The sequence below is a fragment of the Ruegeria sp. ABM4_193 genome (assembly GCF_056158705.1).
This window is the reverse complement of record NZ_JBSWTT010000001.1, coordinates 2,631,101-2,656,518: the sequence shown is the minus strand read 5'-3', so window position 1 is coordinate 2,656,518 and position 25,418 is coordinate 2,631,101. Positions and strand designations below refer to the sequence as shown.

General features: G+C 52.2%; 18 protein-coding genes and 1 pseudogene. 5 read left to right on the top strand and 14 right to left on the bottom strand.

Going from position 1 to position 25,418, the window contains the following annotated elements:
• Positions 1 to 237: 237 nt before the first annotated feature.
• From ACXADZ_RS13265 to ACXADZ_RS13245, 5 genes and pseudogenes are all read right to left on the bottom strand, one after another.
• The gene (locus ACXADZ_RS13265) at positions 238 to 1,653 is read right to left on the bottom strand and encodes an FAD-binding oxidoreductase (RefSeq protein ID WP_475197024.1); all 1,416 of its coding nucleotides are present in this window, start codon (positions 1,651 to 1,653) and stop codon (positions 238 to 240) included.
• Between the two features lie 115 nt (positions 1,654 to 1,768).
• Positions 1,769 to 2,026, bottom strand: coding sequence for a DUF4242 domain-containing protein (locus ACXADZ_RS13260; RefSeq protein WP_171092613.1), 258 nt, complete (start codon positions 2,024 to 2,026; stop codon positions 1,769 to 1,771).
• Between the two features lie 27 nt (positions 2,027 to 2,053).
• Positions 2,054 to 3,904 carry an ATP-binding protein gene (locus ACXADZ_RS13255; RefSeq protein WP_475198612.1) on the bottom strand — a complete coding sequence of 617 codons (1,851 nt, stop codon included), beginning with the start codon at positions 3,902 to 3,904 and terminating at the stop codon, positions 2,054 to 2,056.
• A 351-nt stretch (positions 3,905 to 4,255) separates the two neighbouring features.
• A pseudogene (locus ACXADZ_RS13250) lies at positions 4,256 to 4,738 on the bottom strand (AAA family ATPase); the annotation flags it as partial.
• Entirely contained in the window at positions 4,735 to 5,634 is a 900-nt protein-coding gene (locus ACXADZ_RS13245) for an adenylate/guanylate cyclase domain-containing protein (RefSeq protein ID WP_475197022.1), read from the bottom strand. The gene ACXADZ_RS13245 and the pseudogene ACXADZ_RS13250, both read right to left, overlap by 4 nt.
• 577 nt (positions 5,635 to 6,211) lie before the next feature.
• Here ACXADZ_RS13245 and ACXADZ_RS13240 point away from each other — a divergent pair.
• Together ACXADZ_RS13240 and ACXADZ_RS13235 are read left to right on the top strand one after the other, a co-directional pair.
• Positions 6,212 to 7,534 carry a mechanosensitive ion channel family protein gene (locus ACXADZ_RS13240; protein WP_475197021.1) on the top strand — a complete coding sequence of 441 codons (1,323 nt, stop codon included), beginning with the start codon at positions 6,212 to 6,214 and terminating at the stop codon, positions 7,532 to 7,534.
• Positions 7,531 to 9,144 (top strand): mechanosensitive ion channel family protein, encoded by a 1,614-nt coding sequence (locus tag ACXADZ_RS13235; protein WP_475197019.1) that lies wholly within the window; start codon positions 7,531 to 7,533, stop codon positions 9,142 to 9,144. Before ACXADZ_RS13240 ends, ACXADZ_RS13235 begins: the two co-directional genes overlap by 4 nt.
• Before the next feature lie 1,457 nt (positions 9,145 to 10,601).
• Here the strand turns inward: ACXADZ_RS13235 and ACXADZ_RS13230 are convergent.
• The 8 genes from ACXADZ_RS13230 to ACXADZ_RS13195 all read right to left on the bottom strand — a co-directional run bounded on the left by ACXADZ_RS13230 (position 10,602) and on the right by ACXADZ_RS13195 (position 19,773).
• On the bottom strand, positions 10,602 to 13,694 hold the full coding sequence (locus tag ACXADZ_RS13230) for an efflux RND transporter permease subunit (RefSeq protein ID WP_475197018.1): 3,093 nt from the start codon (positions 13,692 to 13,694) through the stop codon (positions 10,602 to 10,604).
• Positions 13,694 to 14,791 (bottom strand): efflux RND transporter periplasmic adaptor subunit, encoded by a 1,098-nt coding sequence (locus ACXADZ_RS13225; RefSeq protein ID WP_475197016.1) that lies wholly within the window; start codon positions 14,789 to 14,791, stop codon positions 13,694 to 13,696. Before ACXADZ_RS13225 ends, ACXADZ_RS13230 begins: the two co-directional genes overlap by 1 nt.
• 671 nt (positions 14,792 to 15,462) lie before the next feature.
• A complete protein-coding gene (locus ACXADZ_RS13220; protein WP_475197013.1) occupies positions 15,463 to 15,687 on the bottom strand; it encodes a hypothetical protein in 225 nt (74 codons plus the stop codon).
• 156 nt (positions 15,688 to 15,843) lie between these two features.
• Positions 15,844 to 16,410, bottom strand: a complete 567-nt coding sequence (locus ACXADZ_RS13215; protein ID WP_475197012.1) for a hypothetical protein — start codon at positions 16,408 to 16,410, stop codon at positions 15,844 to 15,846.
• Between the two features lie 153 nt (positions 16,411 to 16,563).
• Positions 16,564 to 16,665 carry a DUF2474 family protein gene (locus tag ACXADZ_RS13210; RefSeq protein ID WP_475197010.1) on the bottom strand — a complete coding sequence of 34 codons (102 nt, stop codon included), beginning with the start codon at positions 16,663 to 16,665 and terminating at the stop codon, positions 16,564 to 16,566.
• Positions 16,662 to 17,663 (bottom strand): cytochrome d ubiquinol oxidase subunit II, encoded by a 1,002-nt coding sequence (cydB, locus tag ACXADZ_RS13205; RefSeq protein ID WP_475197008.1) that lies wholly within the window; start codon positions 17,661 to 17,663, stop codon positions 16,662 to 16,664. The genes ACXADZ_RS13210 and cydB overlap by 4 nt, the downstream gene beginning before the upstream one ends.
• Entirely contained in the window at positions 17,663 to 19,045 is a 1,383-nt protein-coding gene (locus ACXADZ_RS13200; RefSeq protein ID WP_475197005.1) for a cytochrome ubiquinol oxidase subunit I, read from the bottom strand. The genes cydB and ACXADZ_RS13200 overlap by 1 nt, the downstream gene beginning before the upstream one ends.
• Positions 19,046 to 19,443: 398 nt before the next feature.
• Complete coding sequence (locus ACXADZ_RS13195; protein WP_475197003.1) at positions 19,444 to 19,773, bottom strand: hypothetical protein; 330 nt, start codon at positions 19,771 to 19,773, stop codon at positions 19,444 to 19,446.
• On the opposite strand from ACXADZ_RS13195, the gene ACXADZ_RS13190 reads away from it, so the two are divergent.
• On the top strand, positions 19,760 to 20,269 hold the full coding sequence (locus ACXADZ_RS13190; RefSeq protein ID WP_475197002.1) for a tyrosine-protein phosphatase: 510 nt from the start codon (positions 19,760 to 19,762) through the stop codon (positions 20,267 to 20,269). The genes ACXADZ_RS13195 and ACXADZ_RS13190 overlap by 14 nt on opposite strands.
• A 436-nt stretch (positions 20,270 to 20,705) precedes the next feature.
• Here the strand turns inward: ACXADZ_RS13190 and ACXADZ_RS13185 are convergent, their stop codons facing one another.
• Complete coding sequence (locus ACXADZ_RS13185; protein WP_475196999.1) at positions 20,706 to 22,175, bottom strand: sulfatase-like hydrolase/transferase; 1,470 nt, start codon at positions 22,173 to 22,175, stop codon at positions 20,706 to 20,708.
• A gap of 750 nt (positions 22,176 to 22,925) precedes the next feature.
• Between ACXADZ_RS13185 and ACXADZ_RS13180 the strand changes: the two genes are divergently transcribed.
• Both ACXADZ_RS13180 and ACXADZ_RS13175 read left to right on the top strand, forming a co-directional pair.
• Positions 22,926 to 23,498: a lipid-binding SYLF domain-containing protein gene (locus ACXADZ_RS13180; protein ID WP_160116601.1), complete on the top strand. Its 573-nt coding sequence runs from the start codon at positions 22,926 to 22,928 to the stop codon at positions 23,496 to 23,498.
• Positions 23,499 to 23,592: 94 nt separating this feature from the next.
• Complete coding sequence (locus ACXADZ_RS13175) at positions 23,593 to 25,221, top strand: metal-dependent hydrolase family protein (RefSeq protein ID WP_475196993.1); 1,629 nt, start codon at positions 23,593 to 23,595, stop codon at positions 25,219 to 25,221.
• Positions 25,222 to 25,418: the final 197 nt, after the last annotated feature.

Sequence of the window (25,418 nt, the reverse complement as noted above, 5' to 3'; positions counted from 1 at the left end):
CTTAGCAACTTCGGTACATTTTAGGTTGCAGCTAGAAAGAAAGCTGACGTACGCGTCAATAGAGTCCCTCAAACGTCGTTTACTGTTCCTAGCGCCAATTGCGTGCACAACCACCAATGGCCTAACCGCTTTGAAATGCTACTTAGCTTGACAATTGGCCAACAAAAAAGATCCGCTGGTCGTCAACGAAGAACTCTCAACATCAACCTGGACCAGTTTTTGGAGTTCTGAGTTCCATCAAGCGGGCAAAATATTGTGGTTTACTCGGAACAAATTGGTCGGGTCATATGTGCCCTTGATCCTAGAGAGCTGTTCACCGTTATCGCCGTATGCACCGGCCATGTGGTCCGCTTCGTCTGCAGGCATGAAGTTGACATATGCGCTTCCGGTCGCGTGCGGTTGCATCTGGTCGTAAAGATCTCGCGCCCAAGCAATACAATCGGCATCCTTGCTGGGATCCTCCCAACGCGTGTGAACATTCATGATGAAGTGAGCAGATCTTTGGGGATAAGCGGTCGAACCGGCCGCGACGCGCGCCATTGCTCCTCCCACATGGGCAATAAAAACTTCACACGCCGGGTCAGGAAGGCTGGAAATCGCTTCCAGAAGTCCCGAGATTGCACCCGATGAAAGTGCATCGAAATCGTGGCTTTTCCAGTAATTCCGGGCACCGGGTGTCAACAACGGGTCGAAAGCGGCCTGCCAGTCTACGAACTTATGGGGCGAGATCACATCGACAATTGGTTCGCCAAGCGCGCGCAATGCTGTCATGGCTTTTTCACCTTCGTCCATCGGCCCGCTGTAGCAGGCTGCAAAGATCAACACTTCGCGCCCATGCCACTCAGCCGGCAGGAAAGGCAGAGGAGGCGCTTTTCGCATCACGCTCCAGACCGTCAACTCATCCGGGGAATTATCCGTAATAGAGGCGAATTCGACCAGAAGCTTTGGCGCATTTTCTATCGGATGAACAATAAGACCAGACAAGACATCAGGTCCGAGTTCATGCAGTTGGAACTCGAATGAGGTCACAACACCGAAGTTTCCACCCCCACCGCGAATGGCCCAGAAAAGCTCCGGGTGGCTTGCGGGCGAGGCGGTTACAATGGCACCGTCCGCGGTCACGACCTCCGCTGAGAGCAGGTTGTCGATCGTCATACCAAATTTTCGAGTGGTCCATCCAAAACCGCCGCCAAGCGTGAGGCCAGCGATACCCGTAGTCGAATTGATGCCAACGGGAACGGCAAGTGCATGTGCTTGAGTTTCGCGATCTACGTCTGCCAACAGCGCTCCCGGCGCAACCCGAGCGGTCTTTTTGACAGGATCGACGTGAACCGACCGCATCTGCGACAGGTCAAGCATGACCGTTTCATCTGCAACAGCGTGACCGGCAATCTGATGACCACCAGAGCGAACAGACATAACGAGGCCGGCGTCCCGAACAAAGTTCACGGCCTTCTGCACGTCACTGGCCCCCAGCGCGCGGATTACGAAGCCTGGGTAACGTTCGAACATGCTATTCCACGTTGTTCTTGCATCCTCATATTCAGGGGAGCCCTTCTGATAAACCCCGCCACGAAGCGCTGCATCAAGAGCGCCCAACGCGTCTTGCTCCACTGTTGCCGTACCACCGTCGAGTGTTTTCAGATCAAACATGCGTAAGCCTCCCTATTGTCAGGTCGGGCTTCTTGCAGCGCTGCCTCAGTCGATTTTTTTCCGTCGCGTGGTCCCGCGAAGGCGTTTCACTGAATTGGGAAAATAATGTTGCAGGTCAGGCAAAAATTCCCGGGTCGATGCGATCCACAGGTGTTATCACGTCGGCGGGAATATTCAGGCGTTCGGCCGCCTTTCTCAGGCTTTCCTCATCCGGGGCTTCGTACAAGCAGTACGTTTTGCGCTTGTCTGCACTGAGAAACGAGAAAATCCACTCGACGCCGACTTCGTCATTGATCTCTTTGATGTGAATTTTGTCATCGTCTGTAACGTTTAGTTGCTCGGCAAAATTTCTTTCAATTATGTACCTTGGCATGAAGTCCCCCAGACCAGATTTTTTACCTTAACTCGCTACTCCTTCGAGCTTTGACCTTAGGGAAACCATACTCAATTTCTGTGAAATTGCCAACGCTTCCCCTTCCAGTTGAAACGCCTGTTCCACATCAGCCGGGCGACCGCGTTGTCTTAGTGCAGTAGCATACGCCGCCTTGCTGTGCGCGACCCAAGGAGGGCATTTCATGCGCGTGTCAATTTCTATTGCCTTCTGGAACATCGTCTCAGCGGCATCCCAGTCCTTTAGAACGGTACCCAGACTTCCGAGGCGTCGTGCAGCTGCGCCAGTGCATACTGTCGTGGCCCCAGCGGTGATCGTCAGTTCTTGGTAAGGAGCAAGCATTTTATAGAGCGACTTGGCGTGTTCTTGATGCTGAATGGCGACACATATGTCGGCCAGATAGGACAAAGTCGTTGAATACATGGCGTCTGGTGGAAGATCGAAGCCATTGGCAGCCATTTCATTCAGTATTCGTTCGGCGGGTTCTTTGTATCCAAGCTCAGCAGCGACAAGACCAAAACCGGGCTTCCATGAAATGTCTTCGGGGCTGTCTGTCATCAGTTGCTTAATCACAGGCGCAACCTCGTGCAGTCGGTTTTGCTCGCGGCGAATAGTGAACATCTGAACTCCAAAGACGCCCTCAACATGTTCCCCATGGGTCTTTCGACCAATTTTCACCGCTTCGGTGGCGTGTTTTTCAGCTTGATCAAAATCGCCGTCCATAATTGCAACCATCGCGCGTGCGTGTTTCTGAACCCAATAGAGCTGCAGATGATTGTCCTTTTCCGAAATCTCGGTAAGCAATCTCAAAGAATGGTCCATCAACTCACGGTCTGCCATCTCGGCGCCTACAAACAAGCTCAGAGTGCGATCCCGCCCTTGATCGATACTACCAAGATGCTCGGCCACACCATGCATAGCCTCCAGATTTTCGCGCCAATGGTGGGCTTCTCTTCCCTTCCGCGCAACGAATGGGGCCCCGAAATGCATCATCATTACCGAGAACTGGGATTTATAATCACCCAGTTTTGCGGCCAGTTCCATGGACTGCTGGCCGAAACGCGCACCTTCGGAGAACTGACCGACGAACATGTGGGCGCGCGCAAGTTGGCTCATCAGTCTACACCGGCGGACTTCATCATCATCAGGCAAATCCTTCAGCGCATTATTGCAGAGATCGATTGCTTCACCGTGCCTCTCGCTAGACATCATACATGAGTCAGCGAAGTGGTTGGCTGCATCGGCGGCTAACTCCACATTGTGCACTGCCCGGGCCGCGTTTGAAGCGTCCTTCAGAACCGATATCCCTTCTGGCAATTGGCCCAGACTGTCATGGCTGCGGCCAACCAGGATCTTGCTTTTGATCAATTCTGAATCGGAGTCTGAGCCCAGGTTTTCAGCAGCTCGTAGAGTTTCCTTGGCGTTGGTCATCGCCTCCTGGCTGGCAGATCGCGCCAAGGCCATTTCTGTCGCAATCTGCCATTTTTCAAACGCTGCCCTCCAATCCTCAGCTTCTGAAAGGTGGCGAGCGATCAGTTCGGGACGACGCTCGATCTCAGCGGACCGTGTCCGTATCAACGCACGCGCCACGTCTGCGTGTTGCCTTTTCCTAGTCGAGCTCAGCATGGACTGATAGGCGGTATCGCGGATCAGGGCGTGCCGGAATACAAAATGCCCACGATTGTGTCCGCTTTCGAAGATTATCCCTGTTCGAGAAAGCTCTTCGAGGCATTTGTTGATATCAGAATCTGCAAGACGCATCGCTGCATTCAATATGCTCGGCTCAAACTCTCGGCCAACAACAGAACCCGTGAGCGCGACCTGTTTTGCCTTGGGCGAAACCGCATCGAGACGCGCCATCAACGCGCCTTTCAAAGACGAGGGTATGTGGATTTGCCCGTGCTCTCCCGCCTCGACAATCGCTCGGGTTAATTCTTCCACGAACAAAGGTACGCCGTCGGTCTTTTCAATGATTGTAGCAATCAGGGCATCGTCTGGTTTTTTCCCGGTTATGTTTTCGACAAGGTATGAAACATGCGCAGAATTGAACCGACGCAATACCAGAGACTGAACGTGCGTGTCCCCATCGTCTCGGGCCAATTCCCACCCGGGCCTGTGGGTTATCAGGATCATCAGAGGAAGATCGGTGCATATCGACTTAAACCGCTCTAACAAGGCTTGGGTGGAAGGATCGATCCAATGAGCATCTTCGACGCACAGAATAACCGGGCGTACGTTTGATCGCACTTGCACGGTATGGATCAAAGTTTGGATTGTTATGTCGCGCTGCTCCTGCGGTGACATCTCGAGCACCGTTCGGGCGAGCGCGCTTCGGGGTGCGACCAGCGCTGCAAAGACAGGCAGAGCTTGTTTCCAGTCCAGCCCGGGCCGCGCTTCAAGCATCTTCCTGACATGTTCGAGGATCAGATTGTCGTCGAAGTCCGGTTCGACCCCAGCGTCTTGGGAAATTCGTTGGGCAACCGGATGAAATGGGCTACTGCTGAGGTAAGGGGAACAGTTCAGTCTTATGACATCGGCTTGGTCGTTTACGGCGATGTCAGCAAGAAATTCCTCTGTAAGTCGCGATTTTCCAATCCCGGCTTCACCGGACAGCAGAACAACCTCTCCGTGACCATTCTGAGCACGTTGCCATGATTGCAGTAGTATCCCCTTTTCGTAGTCGCGGCCAATCATCGCGCTGGCGGCATCATCGCGATTGAAGCTCGAAACCGGCTTTCCGCATTGCGTTCCGATACCACTTTCAACAGAGTACGCGGTTCAGAAAATCCCTTTAACTCTTTCTTTCCAAGGGATTTGTACTCAAATATCCTATGCAGGGCTGTCTCGGTTTCCTCCGCCGGTAAAACGACCGAGTTTGGTTCTGCATGTTCTTGAATCCTCGCTGCAAGATTGACAACCGGACCGGTCATGGCCCCTTCCTCATATGTGTTTTCACCGATGGTGTCGCCAACGACGACATCGCCGCTTGCAACGCCCAGTCTCACCGACAAACACTCTTCGTCCGGAGTTTTGAGCTCTCTGACACGACGAACGGCCTCGAGACCGGCATTTATCGCCCGAATTGCGTGATCTTCGTAAGCCCGCGGCCAGCCAAAAAACACGAGAAGGCCGTCTCCCAAGTATTTCGCAACGTAGCCACCGTATCGACTTACGGCTCCAGCCACAGCATCTTGGTAGTTTTGCAGCAATTCCCGCATATCTTCAGGATCAAAGCGATTAGTAAGTTCGGTGGAACCAACTAGATCGGCAAACAAGACTGTTACGTGACGCCTTTCTGCAGTGGCCGGTTCACTATGCTTCCTTTTGAGCAGATCGTCATTTCTCGCTATGTCCGAAGTTGGCCCTTGTTCACGAGTTGCTTGCGGCGACGGAGTTGCCTGCTGCAGGCTGACTAGCTTGTGAATTGCAGCGAGGATGATTTTCCGGTGACCCAGACTTACTCCAAGCTCTTTTAAGTCGTCGCCAGACAGTAGTGGCAGAACACGCGCATCAATATCGTTCTCCGCAAATGCGTCTGCGTACTGGCTCAGTTCGAGATCTTGTAACCACTGGTCTATTTCAACTGACATCTTTGGATCATGCTGAGATACGTGTCACTAATCAAGAATCCGCTTTCAAAGCGGGTTGACTATTCAATGTGTAGCTTCAGTATCAATCAATCATCTGGCCCCCCGAAAAGTTTGGCTATTGCAATAGCATATTAGATCTGTGCGACTAGCTGTTTGGCTGTAGGAATACGGTGTTTTCCTTTGAAATCAGTTTTTTAGCAAATCTGGAAATTCGACAAATTTCAACCAAAGACCGCGCTGAGCCCGAAGCGGACGTACTGCCTCAGGATCGTTGCAAAATAAAAATCCTGAAAAGGTAAGTGAGTGGCGTCTCCAAGAGGCAATTCTGTTTGGTTTAGTGGACATATCCAAAAAGCTCGAAATTCGGGGTGCACAGCAAATCGATAAACCCTACTCGCAATTCTCAGTTTCGTTCGCGGAACCCTGGTTCCGCCAATTTGAGAGAGTTACTATTTCGTAAGCGAGTCAAAAATCTGCCGTGCTCGTCCCGGCGAAATATTCAAACATAAACATAAGTCTGGATTTGTTGCGTCTGTGTGTGCTCTCTTCGACCGTTAAAGAAGTAGGGGACAGATAGATGAGACGAGCACTGAGAATGTTGACGATTTGGTCGTTCCTTTGGTTCACGTCATTATCGAGTACTTTTCCTGCCGGCGCGCAAGAAACTGAGGCGGACCAAGAGGCTGTGGAAGTCGAGACTGACGATCTTATAAATGCAGTCGTAGATGAGATGATCGCGGCCGACGATCTCGAGATCCTACTTGTTCCTTTAACTGCAGAAGAGCTTTCCCAGATTGCTGGTACTTGGCAGAGTTATGTGCGCACTCGGCTCGAAGAAGTAGCGCAAGTAAACTTGCAACTTCGGTCGGCGAGTGGAACTCGGGAAGACAGCTTGCGGTCTCAGTTGTCCTCCTTGAACGACTCTGGGTCAGACATTCTCAACAACTATCGCCTGGTGCTCGAGGCATGGACCCTGAAAGGCGCAAAGGCGGAAGATCTGGAATCGCATACTGACTATATTCTCGCATTGAAAACGGGAGCCCTAAAGACAACCGATATTCAAACACTTTTTCAAAACGCTTGGGCGTGGCTGTTTTCATGGGATGGGGGCGTCGGCCTGCTGATGGCTGGCATGGGCGTTTTACTGGCAGTTTGGGCCATGATGTTCGTCGCACGAATGGTGCGCCGGGTTACTGAAAGGGGTTTGAACAAAATTCCAACAATCTCCAGAATGCTGAAACGCTTCATTGCCACCACGGTTTACTGGGCCGTCTTCGTCCTTGGCATACTCGTCGTTTTAGCTTTGTTCGGAGTTAACGTTACACCGCTTTTTGCCGTGCTTGGCGGTTTGTCGTTCATCCTAGGTTTCGCATTGCAGGAAACGCTGGGAAACCTCGCAAGCGGCTTGATGATCATGGTTCTCAAGCCATTCGACACTGGCGACTATATTCAGGTTGGCAGCTCTTCAGGGTTTGTTGATGAGATGTCGGTGGTTTCAACCAAGATCAGAACATTTGACAATCAGATTATCATAGTCCCGAACAGCAAGATTTGGGGGGATGTCATTACTAATGTGAGCGCGTCCGAAGAACGTCGGGTCGATCTGGTCTTTGGCATCGCTTATTCGGACAACGCTGCCCAAGCAATTGAAGTCCTTAAGGACTTGGTTGCGCGTCACCGACTTTGTCTGAAGACACCGGAACCAGAAATTTTTGTGGGTGAGTTGGGGGACAACTCGGTCAACATCTTCTGCCGCCCATGGTCCAAGTCCGATGACTATTGGACCGTCTTTTGGGACCTCACCGGTCAAGCAAAAGAGAGGTTTGATGAAGAAGGTATATCTATTCCGTTCCCTCAACGCGATGTGCATATAATCCCCGCAGAAGGAGCAAGATCATGAGGGCTCTTACGTTATGCCTCCTGCCACTTCTGTTCGCCTGCGGCGTCGCGTTTGCTCAGTCAGAAGAAATTCTCGCACCGACTGAAGAGAGAGATGATCCCGAGTTTATTGCGCCAGTGATTGTGGATGGCGAAGAGTTGTTCTTGGTTCGCGGCTCAAGTGCGTTGCCCGCTACCGAACGGGCGAGAAAGATCGAGGAACGGATTGCTCAAGTTGCTGATGCTTCGAAGAAGGCTTCGGTTCAGGTTCAGGTTTCGGACGCTGAATTTGGGAAAATGATCCGCGTCGACGGGCAAATGGTTACGATAACCACCCAAGCTGACGCCGAGCACGAACAAATGGCTATTGACGTGTTGGCTGGACTTCAAGCCGAGGCGATTGAGACAGCAATCCTTAATTACCGAGACGCTCGATCCAATGAGGGCAGAGTAGATAGTGCGATGGCTGCATTTGCTTGGACGGCAGTCTTTGCCCTCGTTTCGTATGCGTTTTTTGCGAAGCGGCGAAGCCTACTAGAATACATCAGAATAAACTTGGAAAAGAGAGCTGAAGGCGTCGAGGAAGCCACAAAATCAATCTTGAGAAGCAGGGCAATTGCGTCGCTTATCGTCTATACTATCCACATATTGATGTGGGTCTTGTTTCTGTTCTTTTTCTATTACTACCTTTCATTGGTGCTGCTCTCATTTGCTGAAACGCAAGGTATAGCCCAGATCCTCTTGAAGTACGTCAGCGAGCCGCTCGTAACTGTCGTTTTGGCAATTGTTGGATACGTTCCCAACTTGATCATGCTCGCAATCATCGCAGCTGTGACACGGTTGGCAATTCGCGGGCTCGACCTGTTCTTTGAAAACGTTGAGAATGGTGCTTTCGAACTCAAAGACTTTGAAGAGCATTGGATCGCTCCCACCAACATGTTGTTCAGAGCGTTGGTCATCGTGGTCGCGCTTGTGTTTGCCTACCCCTATATTCCCGGATCAGACTCCCGAGCCTTTCAGGGTTTGACAATACTGGCGGGTATCATGGTTTCGCTTGGCTCAAACACCGTTGTTTCAAATATGATGGCCGGCCTGTTTGTCATCTACAGACGCAGTACCAACGTCGGTGATCGCATTCAGGTCGGCGACAAGATCGGAGACGTAACAGAGATCAAGTTAATGGAAACACTCATTAAGTCGATAAAGAACGAGATGATAAGCATTCCAAATGCACAACTGCTTAACTCCGAGGTCGTAAACTATTCGCGCAAAGTGGATGGCCGAGGGCTGTTGGTCCACACGACAGTAGGGATCGGATACGAGGAGCCACCAAAGAAGATTAAAGCGATGTTGATAGAAGCTGCTCACCGAACCCAAGGGTTAAGAAAGAGCCCCGAACCTTTTGTCCTTTGGACGCAGTTGGCTGATTATGCAATCAATTATGAAATAAACGCATACACTTCGCGCGGATCGAGCTTGCCTAAGATTTTGTCCGATTTGCGTGAAAATATTGTCGATGTGTTTAATGAAAACGGAACACAGATAATGACACCGTCTTACATAGCAGACCCGCCGGAACCCAAGGTTTCGACAGAAGAATGGGACGGCAGGCTTGCGCATCACGATGAATAAACCGCATTAAGAAATTCTCAATCAGTTTGGGTGTTTGAGCGTCGTGTCGTACAAAACATGTCACTGAGTTTTCGCGCTTTGTCCGCTTAGCGGTAACTAAAGCATGCATAAGCGAATGATCAGGTAACTGCCTTCATTGTTCAAACCGCTGAAGCTGGCTCGCTGCCAGATTGATCGCAAAGCTCGTATCATACGAACGACTGGTTTTTGAGGGCGTAGTTGTACTCGAGGTTAAAATTGGCCTCTACTTGGTGAGGGGCTTCATTCTCAGCAAGGCAATTGCCTCTTCAGGTGTTATCTCTTTTTTGTTCAGTGCATTCACAGTTTCCGGTTCTTTCTGCTCGTAAACCGCGAGCAGGCATCCAGCCCGCACTACGTCGTCGAGCGGGAGGTCGGTCTGCAGAGAAAAGCGCAGAAATCGGTTTGATGCGCTGCCTAAGATTTTTTCGGCAGACGCTTCATGAAGTAATAGGTGCGACCGCGACGTATGAGATAGGGGCCGACGCGAGCGCGTCGCTTGGGTCGAAATCCGATCTTGGAGTGGCGATCGTGTATCCCGCATTGTATCCCACCTTCGGAGGCATGGCATACATGTCGGCTTGAAGGGGTGGAATTCCCCTTATTTTGTTGCTCTTTCGGAGAATGGTGGCTGGGGTGGTAGGAAACCTTGCCGACCGATGAAACCTATCAACTTTTCCTACTAGCACGAGAAACTGGGGCGGTTTCGGGGGCATTTCTAACAGTGAGCACGGGCATTCGCTAAGCTCTGCGACGGGCATTTCTGACCGCTAGAGAAGCCGCTTACTGCCGCTGGCGGGGCAGCTTACGAGGCCGCTAGAGACCCGCCCACTGACGTTGAGACGACCGCTGATGATCAATTCCGGGGGCTGAAGACTAGTCGCTGGTGCTGGCGGTTTGGGGGTGGAACTGACGTTAAGGCGTGATGCAGCGAAGGACTGGTTAGAGCCCAAAGCGGACATTTTCCAGAGTGGGCTTTACAGCGAGCCAAGCCACAACGGTTCAGCAGAGAGGGTTCCGAAGCGGCAACATTCTCAGGAGACGCTAGTGAAAGTCGGCCATTGGCACAGGTAATCCATCTTTTCCTCGGAGCAGTAAAAACAAAGCGAATACAAAGAGCCTCGTTCTCGGATCAGCTGACGTTTCTTGTAACTAGCGACGCTTCTTCAACATAGCCACTACAAGCTCACTTCGGTGTTTCGCCAAAGTAACCCCCTAAAAATGCGATCATTGCCAACAACACACTAACCAGTATCACAATCACAAGCAGTGCTCCGTTTCCCTTGGCGAAATATCCCAATGAAACTAGGCCAACCACGAAGATTCCGACTAGAAAGTAAAGTACTGTATTGTCCATTTTTATCCCCGAATGAGTTGTCTACACTCAACAACTACATGCTCCACAGAAAACGATCCAAAGACCGCTAAAAAAGGTGACGTCAAACAGCTTGCGGTGACTGTCGAATGCCACTCAGCGTGGCGAACAAAACCGGGACCAGGATCATTGTGAGCATCGTACCCACCGTCAAACCGCCCATGATCGTGACAGCAAGACCCACCCAAAACACGTCTGGCAGTAGCGGTATCACACCCAAAACTGTAGTGGCGGCGGCCAGTACGACGGGTCGCAGTCTTGAGGCTCCGGCATTCAAAACGGCGTCGTAGCCCGGCTGACCCTCGGCCAAGTTATCGTTGATTTGATCGATCAGAACGATTGCGTTTTTGATCATCATGCCCGCCAGACTCATGCCCCCGAGCAATGCAACGAACCCAAACGGAGTGTTTGTGAGAAGTAGGCTCGGAACAATACCTATCAGCACAAAAGGTACAGTCAGGAAAATGACCAGAGGTCTGCGGTATGAGTTAAACAGACCAACGACAATCAGCGCCATGATCGAAAACGCGGGTATCATACCCGGAATCAAAGACGCTTGCGCGGACAATGTGTCCTCGTACTCACCACCCCATTCCATGCTGTAGCCCGCCGGCAATTCAACCTCCAAAGCTTCAAAATCAGCAAGAACTGCGGCGCGATAACTTGGTAGAGTTACGCTATCGATTGGATTGGCTTGCACAGTCAGAACGCGACGCCGGTCGCGACGATTGATCGTCGGGTCTTCGGGCTGGATATTCACGCCGCGTACGACCTGCGCCAACGGTACAGGCTCAACAGAAAACGGTGACTGAAGTTGCAACAGTTCAAAGTTGTCGACGGCAGCCACGTCTTCTGCGCCGGGTCGGACGATGATTGGCAGCAACTCGTCACCTTCGCGGTAGACGCCGACCGAACGCCCGTCAAATGCACGCTTTGTCGTGTTTCCAAGGTCTTCATAAGTGATACCGGTCCAACGTGCTCGGTCCTGGTCATAGTCTGGGACAGTTTTCAGGACACGGTTGCGCCAATCGGTGCGCGCCACTTTCGTCCATTGATGCTGATCCAGTATCGCAACTGCTCTGTCGCCAATTTCGCGCAAAGTCTCGGGATCGGCATCTGCTGGGCCGACGATGCGGTTCTCGAATGCCCAAGTATTGCTGGGTCCCACTCCGAACTGACGTGTGAAGGAGGTCGCCTCGGGCATATTGGCTGATATCCAAAGCGAAATCTCTTTGGTCATCTCAGGAATGTCCCGGTAATCGTCTACGTTCACGATGACTTGCGCGTAGGACGGGTTTGTTCCTTCGGGGTCGACCGGCAGGTAGAAACGCGGCGGGCCAGCTCCGATAAAACTGGCGATACCAGTCACGCGATCATCCATTTCCACCTGTGCTTCGATCCGCGTAATCGCTTCGGCAACGGCTTCGATACGGGTCCCTTCGGGCGCGTAGTAGTCGATCATATATTTTGTCATGGACGACGTCGGGAAGAAAAGCTGCGTGACAGAGCCAAAACCAAGCCCGGCAATGACCAGAGCACCCATTGCTACTCCGATGGTCAGGTAGCGAACGCGGATCGCGGCGGCCAGAAAGCGGCGGTAAACAGCGTAGAGGCCTGTGTCAAAAGTCTCACTGGCCCCTCCCTTTGGCTCCGGCAGCATAGCAACGCACTGCAGCGGCGTGACCGTCATCGACAGCAACCAACTTACCAGCAGCGCTATCCCGACAACTGAGAAGAGCGTCCGGCAGTACTCCCCTGCGCTCTCGACGGACGCAAAGATCGGGTAGAACGCCATAACTGCGACAAATGTCGCACCAAGAAGAGACATGGCAGGGCGGGTTGCCGCATCGATCGCGGCTTTCGCGCGGTCCATACCTTGCGACATTCGAACCATTGCGCCATCTGCAACAACGATTGAATTGTCGACCATCATTCCCAGCGCAATTATCAGCGCCCCCAACGACATCCGTTGCAGGTCTATGCCCAGTGCTGCCAACGGAATGAAGGTGGTAAGGATCGTCAGGATTAACCCGCTGCCGATGATGATCCCCATGCGAACACCCATCGCCAGAGTCAAAACGACCAGGACAATCGCGACGGCTTGGCCAAGGCTCACCAAAAAACTGCTGACAGCGAGGTTTACATCGTCGGATTGCCAATGAACTCGCTCAACCTCGATGCCGACCGGCAGGCCCGCGATCAGTTCATTTACTCTCGCGTCTACGGCCTCACCAACGCTGACGACGTTGACACCAGACTGGAAGGAGATCGCCAAGCCAATTGATGGTAGGCCGTTATAGCGCATCATAGTTTTTGGGGGGTCAGCGTAGCCTTCTTTAACCTCAACGATTTCACCCAGCCTTAGCAACTCCGGTCCCCGCCGCTGACCGCTTTGAACCTGATCCAGACCGCTGGGTCGGACAACTAAGTTTGCGATATCAGTTGGGCTAGTGAACGTCCCGCTTGGCGCAATACGCATGCGGTAGTCACCGATATTCACTCGCCCTGCGTCCACGATGGCATTCTGGGTTTGCAAAGTATTGAGAATTGTCTGAGCTGAAACGCCCAAGGCGGCCAAGGCTTCTTCCCGCGTTTCTAGGTAAATGACCCTGTCGCGTTCTCCCCACAGATCGACGCGGCCGACACCGTCGATCAACGAGAGCTCTCGCTTGAAGTCTTCGGCGAAGCTATCAAGCTCCTGAGCGGAGAACCCATCAGACGTCATAGCCAGAAGCAGACCAAAGACATCACCGAAATCATCGTTGATAGCAGGACGACCTGCGCCCGGGGGCAGGTCTGTTTCCACGTCTCTGACTTTGCGGCGCAGCGTGTCCCAGATTTGTGGCAGTTGGTCCGACCAATAGTTTGGGCGGATTTCGACTTTAATGGTCGACACACCCGCCCTGCTTTCGCTCGTGATGTAATCAATCTCTTTAATCTCTTGAAGCTTCAGCTCGATCCGTTCTGTGACCTCCTGTTCAACTTCTTCGGGGCTGGCGCCAGGATAGAGGGTGGTCACGACCGCAGTTTTGATGGTGAACTCGGGGTCTTCTAGCTGTCCCAGACTAAAGAAAGCCGAAATGCCGCCCAACGTGAGCATGACAACCGTGAACCAAACGAATTTGGCGTTGCGGATTGAGAACGCCGCGAGACCCATTACTCTGTATCCTCAGAAAGTAACGAAACTTTCTGACCCTCTCGCAAAGAGTTCGCTCCGGCAGTGACTACGACGTCACCAAATTTCAGACCGCCACTAACGGCCACCCCTTGTGATCGCGGTGTCCCAAGCGAAACCTTCCTTGCCGTTACGGTTTCTGAGCCGGCATCAAACACCCAGACATGTGGATCAGTTTCCCCTTCAGGCACGAAAACCGCGCTGGCAGGAACCATGATCGCATCGAATGGTTCATGTCCCTCTTTTGGTTGGCCACGGACGCGCCCTGCCATACCCGGAAGAACAACTGCTTCTTCCGGTTGCTGCATAGTCAACGTGACGGGGAAGGTTCGGGTCGTTGCTGAAGCCTCTGATCCAATCTCGCTGATTTCCGCTGGTAGAACCACATCCCCCAGAGCATCAAAAGTTACGGTTATGTCTTCAATATGCGGGATCAGGGCAATGTACCTTTCGGGGACATCGATCACGACTTCGATGTGCTCGGCATCTAGGATGCGTAGCACCGGTGTCCGTGCTGCAACTTCTTCAAAATCTTCAATGTATTTGGCAACAACACGTCCATCGAACGGTGCCGCCAAGCTCGTGTAGGTTAAATCCAGAGTGGCTCTATCCAAAGCCCCTTGGACAGAATTGATTGCTGCTTGTGCTGATGTTTCGCCCGCGACAAACCGATCAAGTGTCGCCTGAGCAGCAACATCTTTTTCGACCAGTGATCGTTGCCGATCTGTTTGCAATTTTGCGTTTTCAAACGTCGCCTGTGCGCTCTCAAGTTCAGCAGTAAGCCGATCGACTTCGGCCTGGTACGGGGCCGGGTCCAAGGCCGCGATGACAGCACCTCTCGTCACAAGGTCGCCAACCTGAACATCGACACCGACAACATTGCCCGGCACGCGAAACGCCAAGGACACTTCGCGTGCGGCTCTCGCCGTTCCGACAAAGTAGCGGTCATGCAAACTGGATAGGTCAGAAATCTCGGTAGCTCGGACAGGACGTACTACTGTTTGGGCTTCTTCTTCTTCTTTCTCCCAGCAGCCGGCAAGCAACACGAAGGCAAAAAGCCAAATCGATAATCTCTTCATATCCCCCTCCAGTGCCGCCCGCGTTCCTCTCTTCGTCGCTGTGAAGGTGGCCTAACTTGCGGATTTTGCGCCTAAAGCTGTTGCAATTGTACGCGCTTACCAAACAAAGTCAAAAATCCGAATTTGTTTGAGCTCGGTGAAGAGAAACCCGAGTACATCTTGTCAAACTGACAAGACAACTTCGCAGTAATAATGCTGATGGCAGCAATGTCCGTTTGGCGATCACTAAAGCATGCATAAGCGAATGATCAGGTTACTGCCTTCAATGTTCAAACCGCTGTAGCTGGCTCGCCGCCAGACTGATCGCAAAGCTCGTATCATACGAACGACTGGTTTTTGAGGGCGTAGTTGTGCTCGAGGTCAAAATTGGCCTCTACTTGGTGAATGGTCACGGTAAGTACACTGCAAATGCAGGCGAGGTGATTTCGCCACTGGGGGTACCATTGGGGGTATCATGCGGTCTGTGTATAAATTTTCTAATTTAGAAGTATATACTTAACATATATTATGTATTCCGTGTGGGGCACCACTAAAACTATTTAAATTATTTACTATCAATGGTTTCTACCTTCTAATATGAAGCCAGTCCCCCAAATGGTCCCCCGCAGGGATTTTGGTTGAAAAATCGCTTGATCTCACTGAATCGGCGATATCAGGTTCTTCAGGCGCAATCAGTCCAGCGTCAGAACATTCACTAAAAGCCGGTCATTAACGGCTTCATCGCCGTCCTCTTTTCGCGGTAAAGCTTTGGCATGCCCAAATGGGATGAGAAACATCGCTATTTTGATGGCTTTGTCATGATTGCCCGTGTCAACAGCGCCTTTTAGCTGTCCAAACAAATATTGCATCGGTTCAACGTAGTTCCGACGCGATGCTAAATCTTCGTACCGTTTCATACGGTTACGCTTGATTTTGTCCCGATTTGACATGCTAGGATTATAGCTAGGTGGCGCCCGTTAGGAAAGAAATGACATTTGTTCTGCCTGCAAAGCTGACGTTCGCGTTAAGTGCAGCGAATGACCGCACCGAGCCCAAAGTGGAAATTCACTCGCCTAAGGCGAGATGAGTAATTTTGGACGATTTTGCATTAGCCTGATCCCAAGTAGCAGAGACAAACATCCAAAAGCCAATCCCATAGCGAGAGCATTGGCTACGAAGATGCCACCAAACAAGGATATCGCTGTTCTTCCCGCTTGTTCGATGGACGTGTCTGCTACGATCAATACCCAGTCTTGAAGGTATAGTGCGAATAGGACCGAGAGCCCTATGGGCGAAATGATAAGCGCTGTGCCGAGAGATGCCAATCCTCGGCCGAAGACGGCCCGCAGTGTTGACCCTTTCAGTACGATCGCAGCTGTGGAAGTAAAAACCACAAGTACAGAGAGCAAGACGAATAACAGGTCCATAACTGGTAGTAAGTCTTTCGAGACCGCCCCGCTGACGGCCGAGGTGAAGGGCAATAGAACGAAGGTCACAAGCCCTGCAGCAACGAGCCCTGTGAATAGCTTTGGTAACATGCCAGGCGAAAGGCTGCCACCGTGGTTGTTTTTAGTTGTTATGGGCAGAGCCGGGTCAATCTGATCCCACTGCACAGGCATTGGTTTTGCACGAGAAAGCATAAAAGCCCCCTTGAATTGTTGAATTTGAGACGACCTAGCCAGCCGCTTATTCTTGGGAATCTGGTAGGCCGGAACGGAGTTTCTTTCGGCGCTTGGACTAATATTTGCGCGATCTAGACATGCCGATGCGCGAACATTGGTATCCTTGCCATTTCAAGTGATGAACATCCTGATTACGTAAGCGACAGTCGCTAAGCAAAAGACGCTGCCGAACCAGATCGCGCCGAACCAGAAAACTTGCTTTAGAAGTTTCAATGGTAATTCTCCTCTGGATCGATCTTCCCGCGGAAAACCCAGTACGTGTAGGCGGTGTAGGCCAGGATCACAGGCAGCAGAATGACGGCTCCGACCAAAGCAAAGGCCAAACTACTGTCCGGCGCTGCGGCTTCAGCAATCGTGAGGCTTGGGGGTAGCATATAGGGATAGAAGCTGATCCCAATGCCGATGAAGCAGACGACGAACAAGGCAATGGCGCAGAAGAAGGGTTGATAGTCTCGCTGTTCCCTCAGGCTGCGATCAAGCATCCATGCAATGACAGCAACGATAGCCGGCACTAGTACAGAGAAAACAATACCGGGCCACGAAAAACATCTGATCAGATAGATAGGGTCTTGGAATGGGGTCAAAAGACTAACGAGACCTATTAACGCGAGCGTCATGAGCATCAGCGGTCGGGCAAAAGAACGCATACGGCGCTGTATCTCGCCCGTGGTTTTCATGTTGAGCCAGGTTGCTCCTAGCAAGGCATACCCGATCACCAAGGCCACACCCGTCAGGACAGAGAACGGCGTCAGCCAATCCCATTGTCCGCCTGCGTACAGTCGATCCTCGACCGGGATACCTTGGACCAGCGCGCCGAGAGCGATGCCTTGGCACATGGCAGCTACGGTTGAGCCGCCATGAAAGGCAACATCCCACAGCCAGCGTCCGCGAACCGTTCGCCAGCGGTATTCGAAGGCGACACCGCGGAAGACAAGTGCAAGAAGCATGACGACAATGGGCAAATAGATAGCGGGCATCACCACGGAATAAACCAGCGGGAAAACAGCGAACAAACCTCCGCCGCCCATGACCAACCAGGTCTCGTTCCCGTCCCATACAGGCGTGACCGAGTTCATCATGACATCGCGATCTTTGTCGGTTTTCGCGAATGGAAAGAGGATCCCAATTCCAAGATCGAAACCGTCCAGGATCACATAGGTCAGAACGGCAAAGACAATGATGCCTGCCCAGATCGTCGAGAGATCAAGCATTATGCTGCCTCCGCCAAGGTTAAGAATTCAATGGGATTATGACTTTTCTGGAAGCTTTCGGCAGGTGGTTTTGCCATGAGGCGCAGCATGTAGAACGTGCCTGCTCCGAACACCGCGAAATACACAACGATGAACGCTATCAGAGATGCGGCAACTGTAGGCGCATCCACTTGCGAGAGTGAGTCAGACGTCCGCATCAGCCCGTACACCGTGTAAGGCTGGCGCCCCACTTCGGTAGTGATCCAACCGGCCAGTACCGCCACGAACCCGCTGGGCGCCAACAGGACGGATGTGCAGTGCAACCAGCGATCTTCGTTGAGGCGGCCCCGAACGCGCTGCACAAGCGACCACAAGCCGACGCTCAGCATAGCAAAACCGATAGCGAGCATGACGCGGAAGCTGTAGAACACGATCGCGACCGGTGGTTCCTCCTCGTCGGGGATAGTGTCCAGACCGTCAAGCGGCGCGTTTAGGTCATGTTTCAGGATCAGCGATGATAGTTTCGGGATTTCGATGGCATAGTCCACGCGCTTTTCTTCTTCGTTTGGAATGCCGAACAGGATAAGCGGTGCACCTTCGGGATGGCTGTCGAAGTGACCTTCCATCGCCATCACTTTCTGCGGTTGATGCTCCAGCGTGTTCAAACCGTGAAGGTCGCCGGCGACGATCTGTACAGGGGTGACTAGAACAGCCATCCACATTGCCATCGAGAACATTCGGGTGACCTCAGCCGTGCGATTGCGGCATAGCAAGTGCCAGGCCGCAACGCCGGCCACCACAAAAGCAGTGGTGAGATAGGCGGCAAGAACCATGTGTGTCAGGCGGTAGGGGAAGGACGGATTGAAGACAATCGACCACCAGTCAACGGGAATGAACTGCCCCAGCTCGTTGATGTCAAACCCAGCCGGGGTTTGCATCCAGGAATTGACCGACAAGATCCACGTAGCCGATATCAGCGTGCCAAGAGCGACCATCGCTGTGGCCATCATGTGCAAGCTCGGACCGACGCGTTCGCGACCGAAAAGCATAATGCCGAGGAAGCCTGCCTCGAGGAAGAAGGCTGTCATGACCTCGTAGGCCATCAAGGGTCCGATTACGGGACCTGCGGTGTCCGAGAACACGCTCCAGTTCGTGCCGAACTGGTAAGACATCACGATGCCGGACACGACGCCCATGGCAAAGCCTACGGCAAAGATTTTTTTCCAGTAGTTGAAAAGGTTGAGGTAGACCTTGTCCTTGCGCCATAGCCAGAGGCCATTGAGAACGGCCAAGAAGCTTGCCAAGCCGATGGAAAAGGCGGGGAAGATGATGTGAAACGACACAGTAAAGGCAAACTGGATGCGTGCCAGGGTCTCTGCGTCGAAGTTTGCGAATAGGTTCATTGCCGTTTCCTTTGGCGTTGGATTGCGAAGCGCGGCAGTCCCAGAGTCGCGTCTGTTACTGGCCCCTTCGATGTCGTTCGAATGAGCCAGATTTGGGGTTGGTGCCTGTTTCAGTCGTTTGGGTTCTGGACGGTTGTTTTTGGATTTTGGACAAAACCGGGGTCGAGTTTGGCGACTGAAGTCCAGGACCGCGGCTTCCTCAAACGTGTGACGTTTGAGGGTCCAAAACAAAGTTGCCACCCGGCTCGTTTCTCGAGCCGAATGGCAACCTATCAGAAACTGTGCGAGTTCTGTGCGGATGGTCAGTCAAACTGCGTCTGGATGCTAACAGGGCATGCTGACCGGTCGGGTTTGTTCGGCTGTGTTTCTCCTATTTCTGTTTCGTTGGCGGTCGAACTTTAGTCGTTCCAGTCTTTGTGTTCTTCCTTGAAGTCGTCGCGGCGCTCCTGGGCTTCGTCCTGCGCGTCTTCGAAGTTGTCCTTCTGGATCGCACCACCCACGGCGCCAACTGCGGCACCAGCGGCAGCGCCACCTACAATGTTCTCGCCAGCAATACCGGCGATCGTGGCACCGACAACTGCGCCCTTGATCGCTTTGTCGGTGACGTAGTCGGCCTGAGCCGTGGCTGCCATGGTGATTAGAAGCGCGCCGGAGATCGGGGCGATAAAGAGTTTCTTATTCGAGGTCTTCCCTGTGATGGAAAATGAGAACCAGATGATTGATGACATGCGGGCCAGCATCAAATCTGGCACCGCAACGGCCGAGGAAACGGAGACGCTATTTTCAGAAGCATTTGGATACATCGCAACGGATTACGCGGATGAGTATCGTGATCTTTTCGACGTCCTGCTTGCTCAGCCCGAAGGCGAGACCGTTCTATACCATTGCTCGGGCGGCAAGGATCGAACCGGCGTAGCGACGGTACTTATCCTGACTGCACTAGGGGTCACCAAGAGTGACATCAAGGCGGATTTCATGATGAGCAACACACTAAAGGACGCTGACAATAAAGCTGAACAAATTGCGGCCAAGGTAAACGCGGATCAAGGAACGAACATGACCGCAGAAGCTGTTTGGCCCTCGCTTGGCGTTCGGGAGTCGTATCTCAACGAATTTTATCGAAGCATCGCAGAGAGCTACGGATCTGTAGACGGCTATCTTCGTAATGCGCTTGGTCTCACGGACGAAGAATTCAAACTCTTGCGGAAGAGATACTTGAACTGACGGAACGCATCAACTCGCCCTTTTTTCAGCCCCTCGAAATACGGGATTGGTGGAAAGGTTTGGAGAATCAACTTCCGAAAAAGCGAAGTGTTGCGACGCTGCCTCCTGAAGGAGGATGAAGCAAAGGGTGTGTTTCACACACTATCCGACTAAGACCGCTCTGGGCTCGGAGCTGCCTTGCGGCAATGCGGCGGGTCGAGCTGCGCCCCATTCCCTAAAGCAGACATAGCGAAAACCAAGATGATCTTGCGTTCACATCAGCTTGGCCAAATACGCCGACATTCAGCTTTCGGAAGCTGTCGATCGCACAATTTAGATTGACCGACCGCACCGAGCCCATCTCAACTAATGCTCTAGTCTGTTCGAATGTCTGCTTGGGGATAGACGGTATCACCGAAGGTCAAGCGAAGCTTGCAACAATCCCGCGACTGGACGTTTACCGCTTTGAGAAGGCCTCTAGAACAGACAGAATTTTGCTCTGATTGTCGCCTAGCTTCTCCATCTCCTGACGTAGACGCCACCTGATTTGTTTCAAATCCGCCCCGGCAGCCGGATCTTCGATAGCAAGATTGGAGCGTTCGAAGGGGTCATTATCGAGGCGGTACAATTCCTCAAAGCCGTCTTGCTGCAAAACGTACTTCCAGTTCGCTTGGATCAGGCAGCGCTGGATAATGGGGACATGCAAGCCATAGTGTTGGATCAGAACTTGATCGCGCGCAGCCGGGCTTTCATTGTTGCTCAAATGACCCGCCACTATCTGGCCCTGATGCTCGGGGCAATGAGGCAGATCACAGAGAGCCAGGAGCGTGGGGGCAATGTCGACATTTGCGATAAGCGCGTCGCTCGTTCCCCCGGCGGAAATAGACGGGCCTGCGAAGAATAAAGGGATGCGGATCGTTTCCTCGGTCAAGAGGCTGCCTTTGTTCATGACGCCTCCGTTCGATGCAACGGCATCCCCATGATCGGCACAAAATACAATGACCGTGTTTTCGAGCCGCCCGCAAGTTTCAAGGAAATCGACGACCTTTTTCAGGGCCCGCTCAACCACGATTGCATGTTCGATCGCACGGCGAAGCAGTCGCGGCCAGTCGAAGCTGTCATCGCGCAAATCACGTTGCCATTGTTCCTTGTACTCCGCATGGTGGGCGGGGCGTGTTTTTAGATCATGATCCAAGTTCTCAGACAGGAATACGTCTTCGTCCCGCAGTGTCGATTGGAAGCCGGAAGGAATGGTATATGGCGGATGTGGCCCCCAAGGATCCAGCCGGACGAAAAACGGGGTATTTGTATCGACGCTTTCGATCCATTTGATCGCAGTGTCAGCAAGGAAATGCGCCTCGTGGACCTCTTCGGGGCCATGCAGTATGGCACTGCCTGCTTCATAGTCGTACCATGTATCTTCCTTTAGGAGATCCACCCGAGTAGCAGGTGCCAAGCGCGACTCGCCGGGCACCTCTGTTTCAGCAAAAAGGGGCCCAGCTTGAATTTTCGAAAGATACGCTTTGTAGTCCGGTGTATTGTATGGGTAGCCATAGCCAGAAAGTGAGAAGCCTTCAAAACCATGGTCGCTGGCGGAACTATCGTGGTTCAAATGCCATTTTCCGAACCATCCACAACGATACCCGGCAGACTTTAGATGGTGTTGAAGCATGTCGTCGTCGACACCAAGCTCACCTCTACCTCCAAAGCGCCCATCATTCTCCGTCAAGCCATGTGCATGCGGGTAAAGCCCGGTCAGCATAGACGCGCGTGACGGTGAACAAATGGGCAAAACGGTATAAGCGCGTCGAAACCTGGTTCCGATCTCTCCTAATCGTTTTTGCAGTGGGCCGTGCTCTGCGCTCAAATTGCGATTGGCAAAAACCTGATGGTCGGAAACCATCCACAGGATGTTCGGTCGGTTCATGACGCTTGTTCAACAGTTAGTAGGCTTGCGGTATGGCGCATATCAGCATGGTCTTTTCTAAAGGAAACGATAGCGAAAGTTTTAGAAAAGTTGCACGCTTGCGCGGTCAAGACCAGACATTGCGTGTCAGTCAACAAATGTCGGCTTAGTCCGCGTGTAAGACGCTCGACGCCGTAGCAGCGAACGGCAGGATTGAGTTTTGACCCATTTACGCGATTTGAATGTCCGGTTTCGAGAAATCGTGCTGCGCCGCCGCGGGCATTGCCGTGGCACGGTCGACCAATCAAGGTGATTTTCTCTGCGCCAGCATCAGGCGGGTTGTCCGCAACTCTGCCGTTCAGCAGATTTCTGCGAACGTCCGCTGCTGGTGAAAGCCGACATTCGGGCTGAAAATCTCAAACCGACGGCTACGAACGGCCCCTAAGCGCGAAACAGCAGACACTCACCAAAATTGAGTCTAGGTCTGCTCAGAGCCCAAAGTGGTCATTGAGAACCGGCACATTTTTAAATGATCTCAGAAAAACTTTGTGAAACGTAGGTGTTTGAAGCCGCAGCTCACATTCACCGGGAAGGCTTGAGAGTAGAAAAAAGGGACACCTGTGAAAGCGGATTGGCAGCTCAACACTGCAATCAATATATTTCAATATTTTTATCTGATTATGTGAATCCTTGACGATCTGGTAGTCAATTGCCTGTGCTGTTTGCAAAAGCAGCCCGACTACTCGATTCATGATTTTTGAGGAATGGAAAATGCCTACTTTAAAAAACCGCCTTGCAATCGTCGTCTCAAGCCTCGCGTTCATTTTTGTTTTTGCGAGTACTGCGACCGCAAAATTTACTGCTGAAGATGCTGCGAAACTAGACACGGAAGCGGAAGCCACATTAGCTCAATTCAAGGCCGATACAAAAGGCGCTGACGAAGTACTGGCGAGCGCTAAGGGCGTTTTGGTGTGTCCAAACATCACGAAAGCTGGCCTTGGCTTTGGCGCCGAAGGAGGTCGATGCGTGCTGGTATCTGGCGCTGATGAAAAACTTTATTACAATACCTTCGGCGTCAAAGGTGGTTTCATCGCAGGAATTCAATCCCATTCGATGATCTTGGCATTGAACACAAACGAAGCGCTGGCAAAGTTCACCAGTAATGACCGCGAGTGGGAATTGGGCGTGGATGCATCGGTGGCCGTGGCCAAAATTGGTGCTGGCGGTGATTTGGACACCACCAACCTTAAAAGCGATATCGTGTCCTTCATTTTTGGTCAGAAGGGTTTAATGGCTGATGTGAGTTGGAAAGGATCGCGTTTCAAAAAACTGGAAATCGAATAGTACGTTGTTTTCCAGAAAAGAAGTTTCGCGGAAGTATTCTTAACCGGATGTTCCGCGAAGCATCTTCGGCGAAAGTGGGTCCGAGAAGTTCAACTTGGAGCCCAAAGCGGTCAAAAAGTCCGTCGACCATCCACGAGATTTTGCCCTTTGGAGCGCACGTCAGGTGATTTCTCTTCTACGTAGCACGTCGCCTGACATGCTAATCATTTATTGTTTGGTCGAACAGGCGCATGCTACTCGTGAGATTAACGGGGGGGGGGAAACTATCATGACCTTTTCTAAATCAGGTTTTCTGGTCGCTCTTGCAGCCAGTGTTTCGCTAACAGCACTGGAGGCCGCTGCGCAGTCGGACATTTCCAGTGCATATGCACCCGGCAAATTGCCTGCGATGATTTTCGACGCAGAGCGGCCTCAGAAAACGCTAATTACAAACATCAATATCTTCGATGGTGTTAACGATGGCTTGAAAGCAGGAAGCGTGCTTGTCGAAGGCAGCCTAATCAGTGAGGTTTCAGAGGGAACCATCGATGCACCGAATGCTGTTGTCATCGATGGCGGTGGCCGCACTCTCATGCCGGGTATGATAGATGGCCATGCTCATGTCATGATCAACGATGACTTCGGGCCAGTAGAGCGCGACCTCGACATTACTGACATCAGCTACAACGCGGTCATCGTTTCTGAACGTTTTGTTAGAGATGGGTTCACGACCGTGAGAGACATGGGCGGTCCTGCGTTTGGCTTGGCCAGAGCAATCAATTTAGGTCGCGTAGTCGGTCCGCGCTTGTATCCATCTGGCGCTTTCATCTCACAGACTTCTGGTCACGGTGATTTCCGTGACCGCGCTGACGCAGGTTTTTCGATCAACGATGCTGGCGACCTGTCGAATTTTGAACGTATGGGTATTGGTAATGTTGTAGACGGAGTTCCCGAGGCTCTGAAGGCCACACGCCTGAACCTGCGTAACGGTGCCACACAAATTAAGATCATGGGCGGCGGCGGGGGCTCATCGCGTTTTGACCCAATCGACACGACGCAATTTACCGAAGATGAAATCTGCGCAATTACCGGCGCGGCGGCGGATTGGGGAACATACGTCGCGGCACATACTTTTACTGACCGCGCCGTTAACCGACTTCTTGATTGCGGCGTCAAAACTTTTGAACACGGGTTCTTCATTTCCGAAGAGACCATGCAGCGCATCGCAGCGGAAGGCGGGTACATGGTCCCACAAATGTGGGGTATATCTCCTGACCTTGCACGCAACCCTCTTATGCCAGCGGATAAAATCCCGTTGGTGGAAGAACTCGGCCAACAGTACGCTGATTTTGGTCGCAACCTTCTCAAGAACGGCGTCAAAGTCGTCTTTGCCTCTGACTACGTCGGCAAGTTCGCCGATGCAGAACGAGCGCGACGCTATGAAATCTGGTGGCGGACGCAGACATTCGACAGCAACTTTGAAGTGTTAAAGCAGTTGACCTCGACCGCCGGGGAAATGATCGCCATGTCTGGGCCAAGGAACCCATATCAGGCTGGTAAGCTCGGTGTGATCGAGGCTGGCGCCTACGCTGATCTCATTTTGGTGGATGGAAATCCGCTTGAGGACATCACCGTTATTGGTGGTACTGATCAGTGGTTCGATGCACCAGAGGAATGGGAACCAATCGACACGATTGACTTCGTCATGCTCAATGGGGCGGTGTATGTGAACGAACTGGAGTAGAGCGCCCGCCGACTGCCCAATATGGTGGTAGTACACGGCCTGCTTTCACTCCGATTGCATCTGGCTGTTTTGTCCGCGTAGTGGTCATCGCGAATTTCAGCCAACGTCCGCACCGAGCCAAAGTGACCTTGAACTCCGACGTTTTCTGCTGATGAAACGTCCCAAAAATTCTATTTTAGAACCCATCTGCGTCCTAT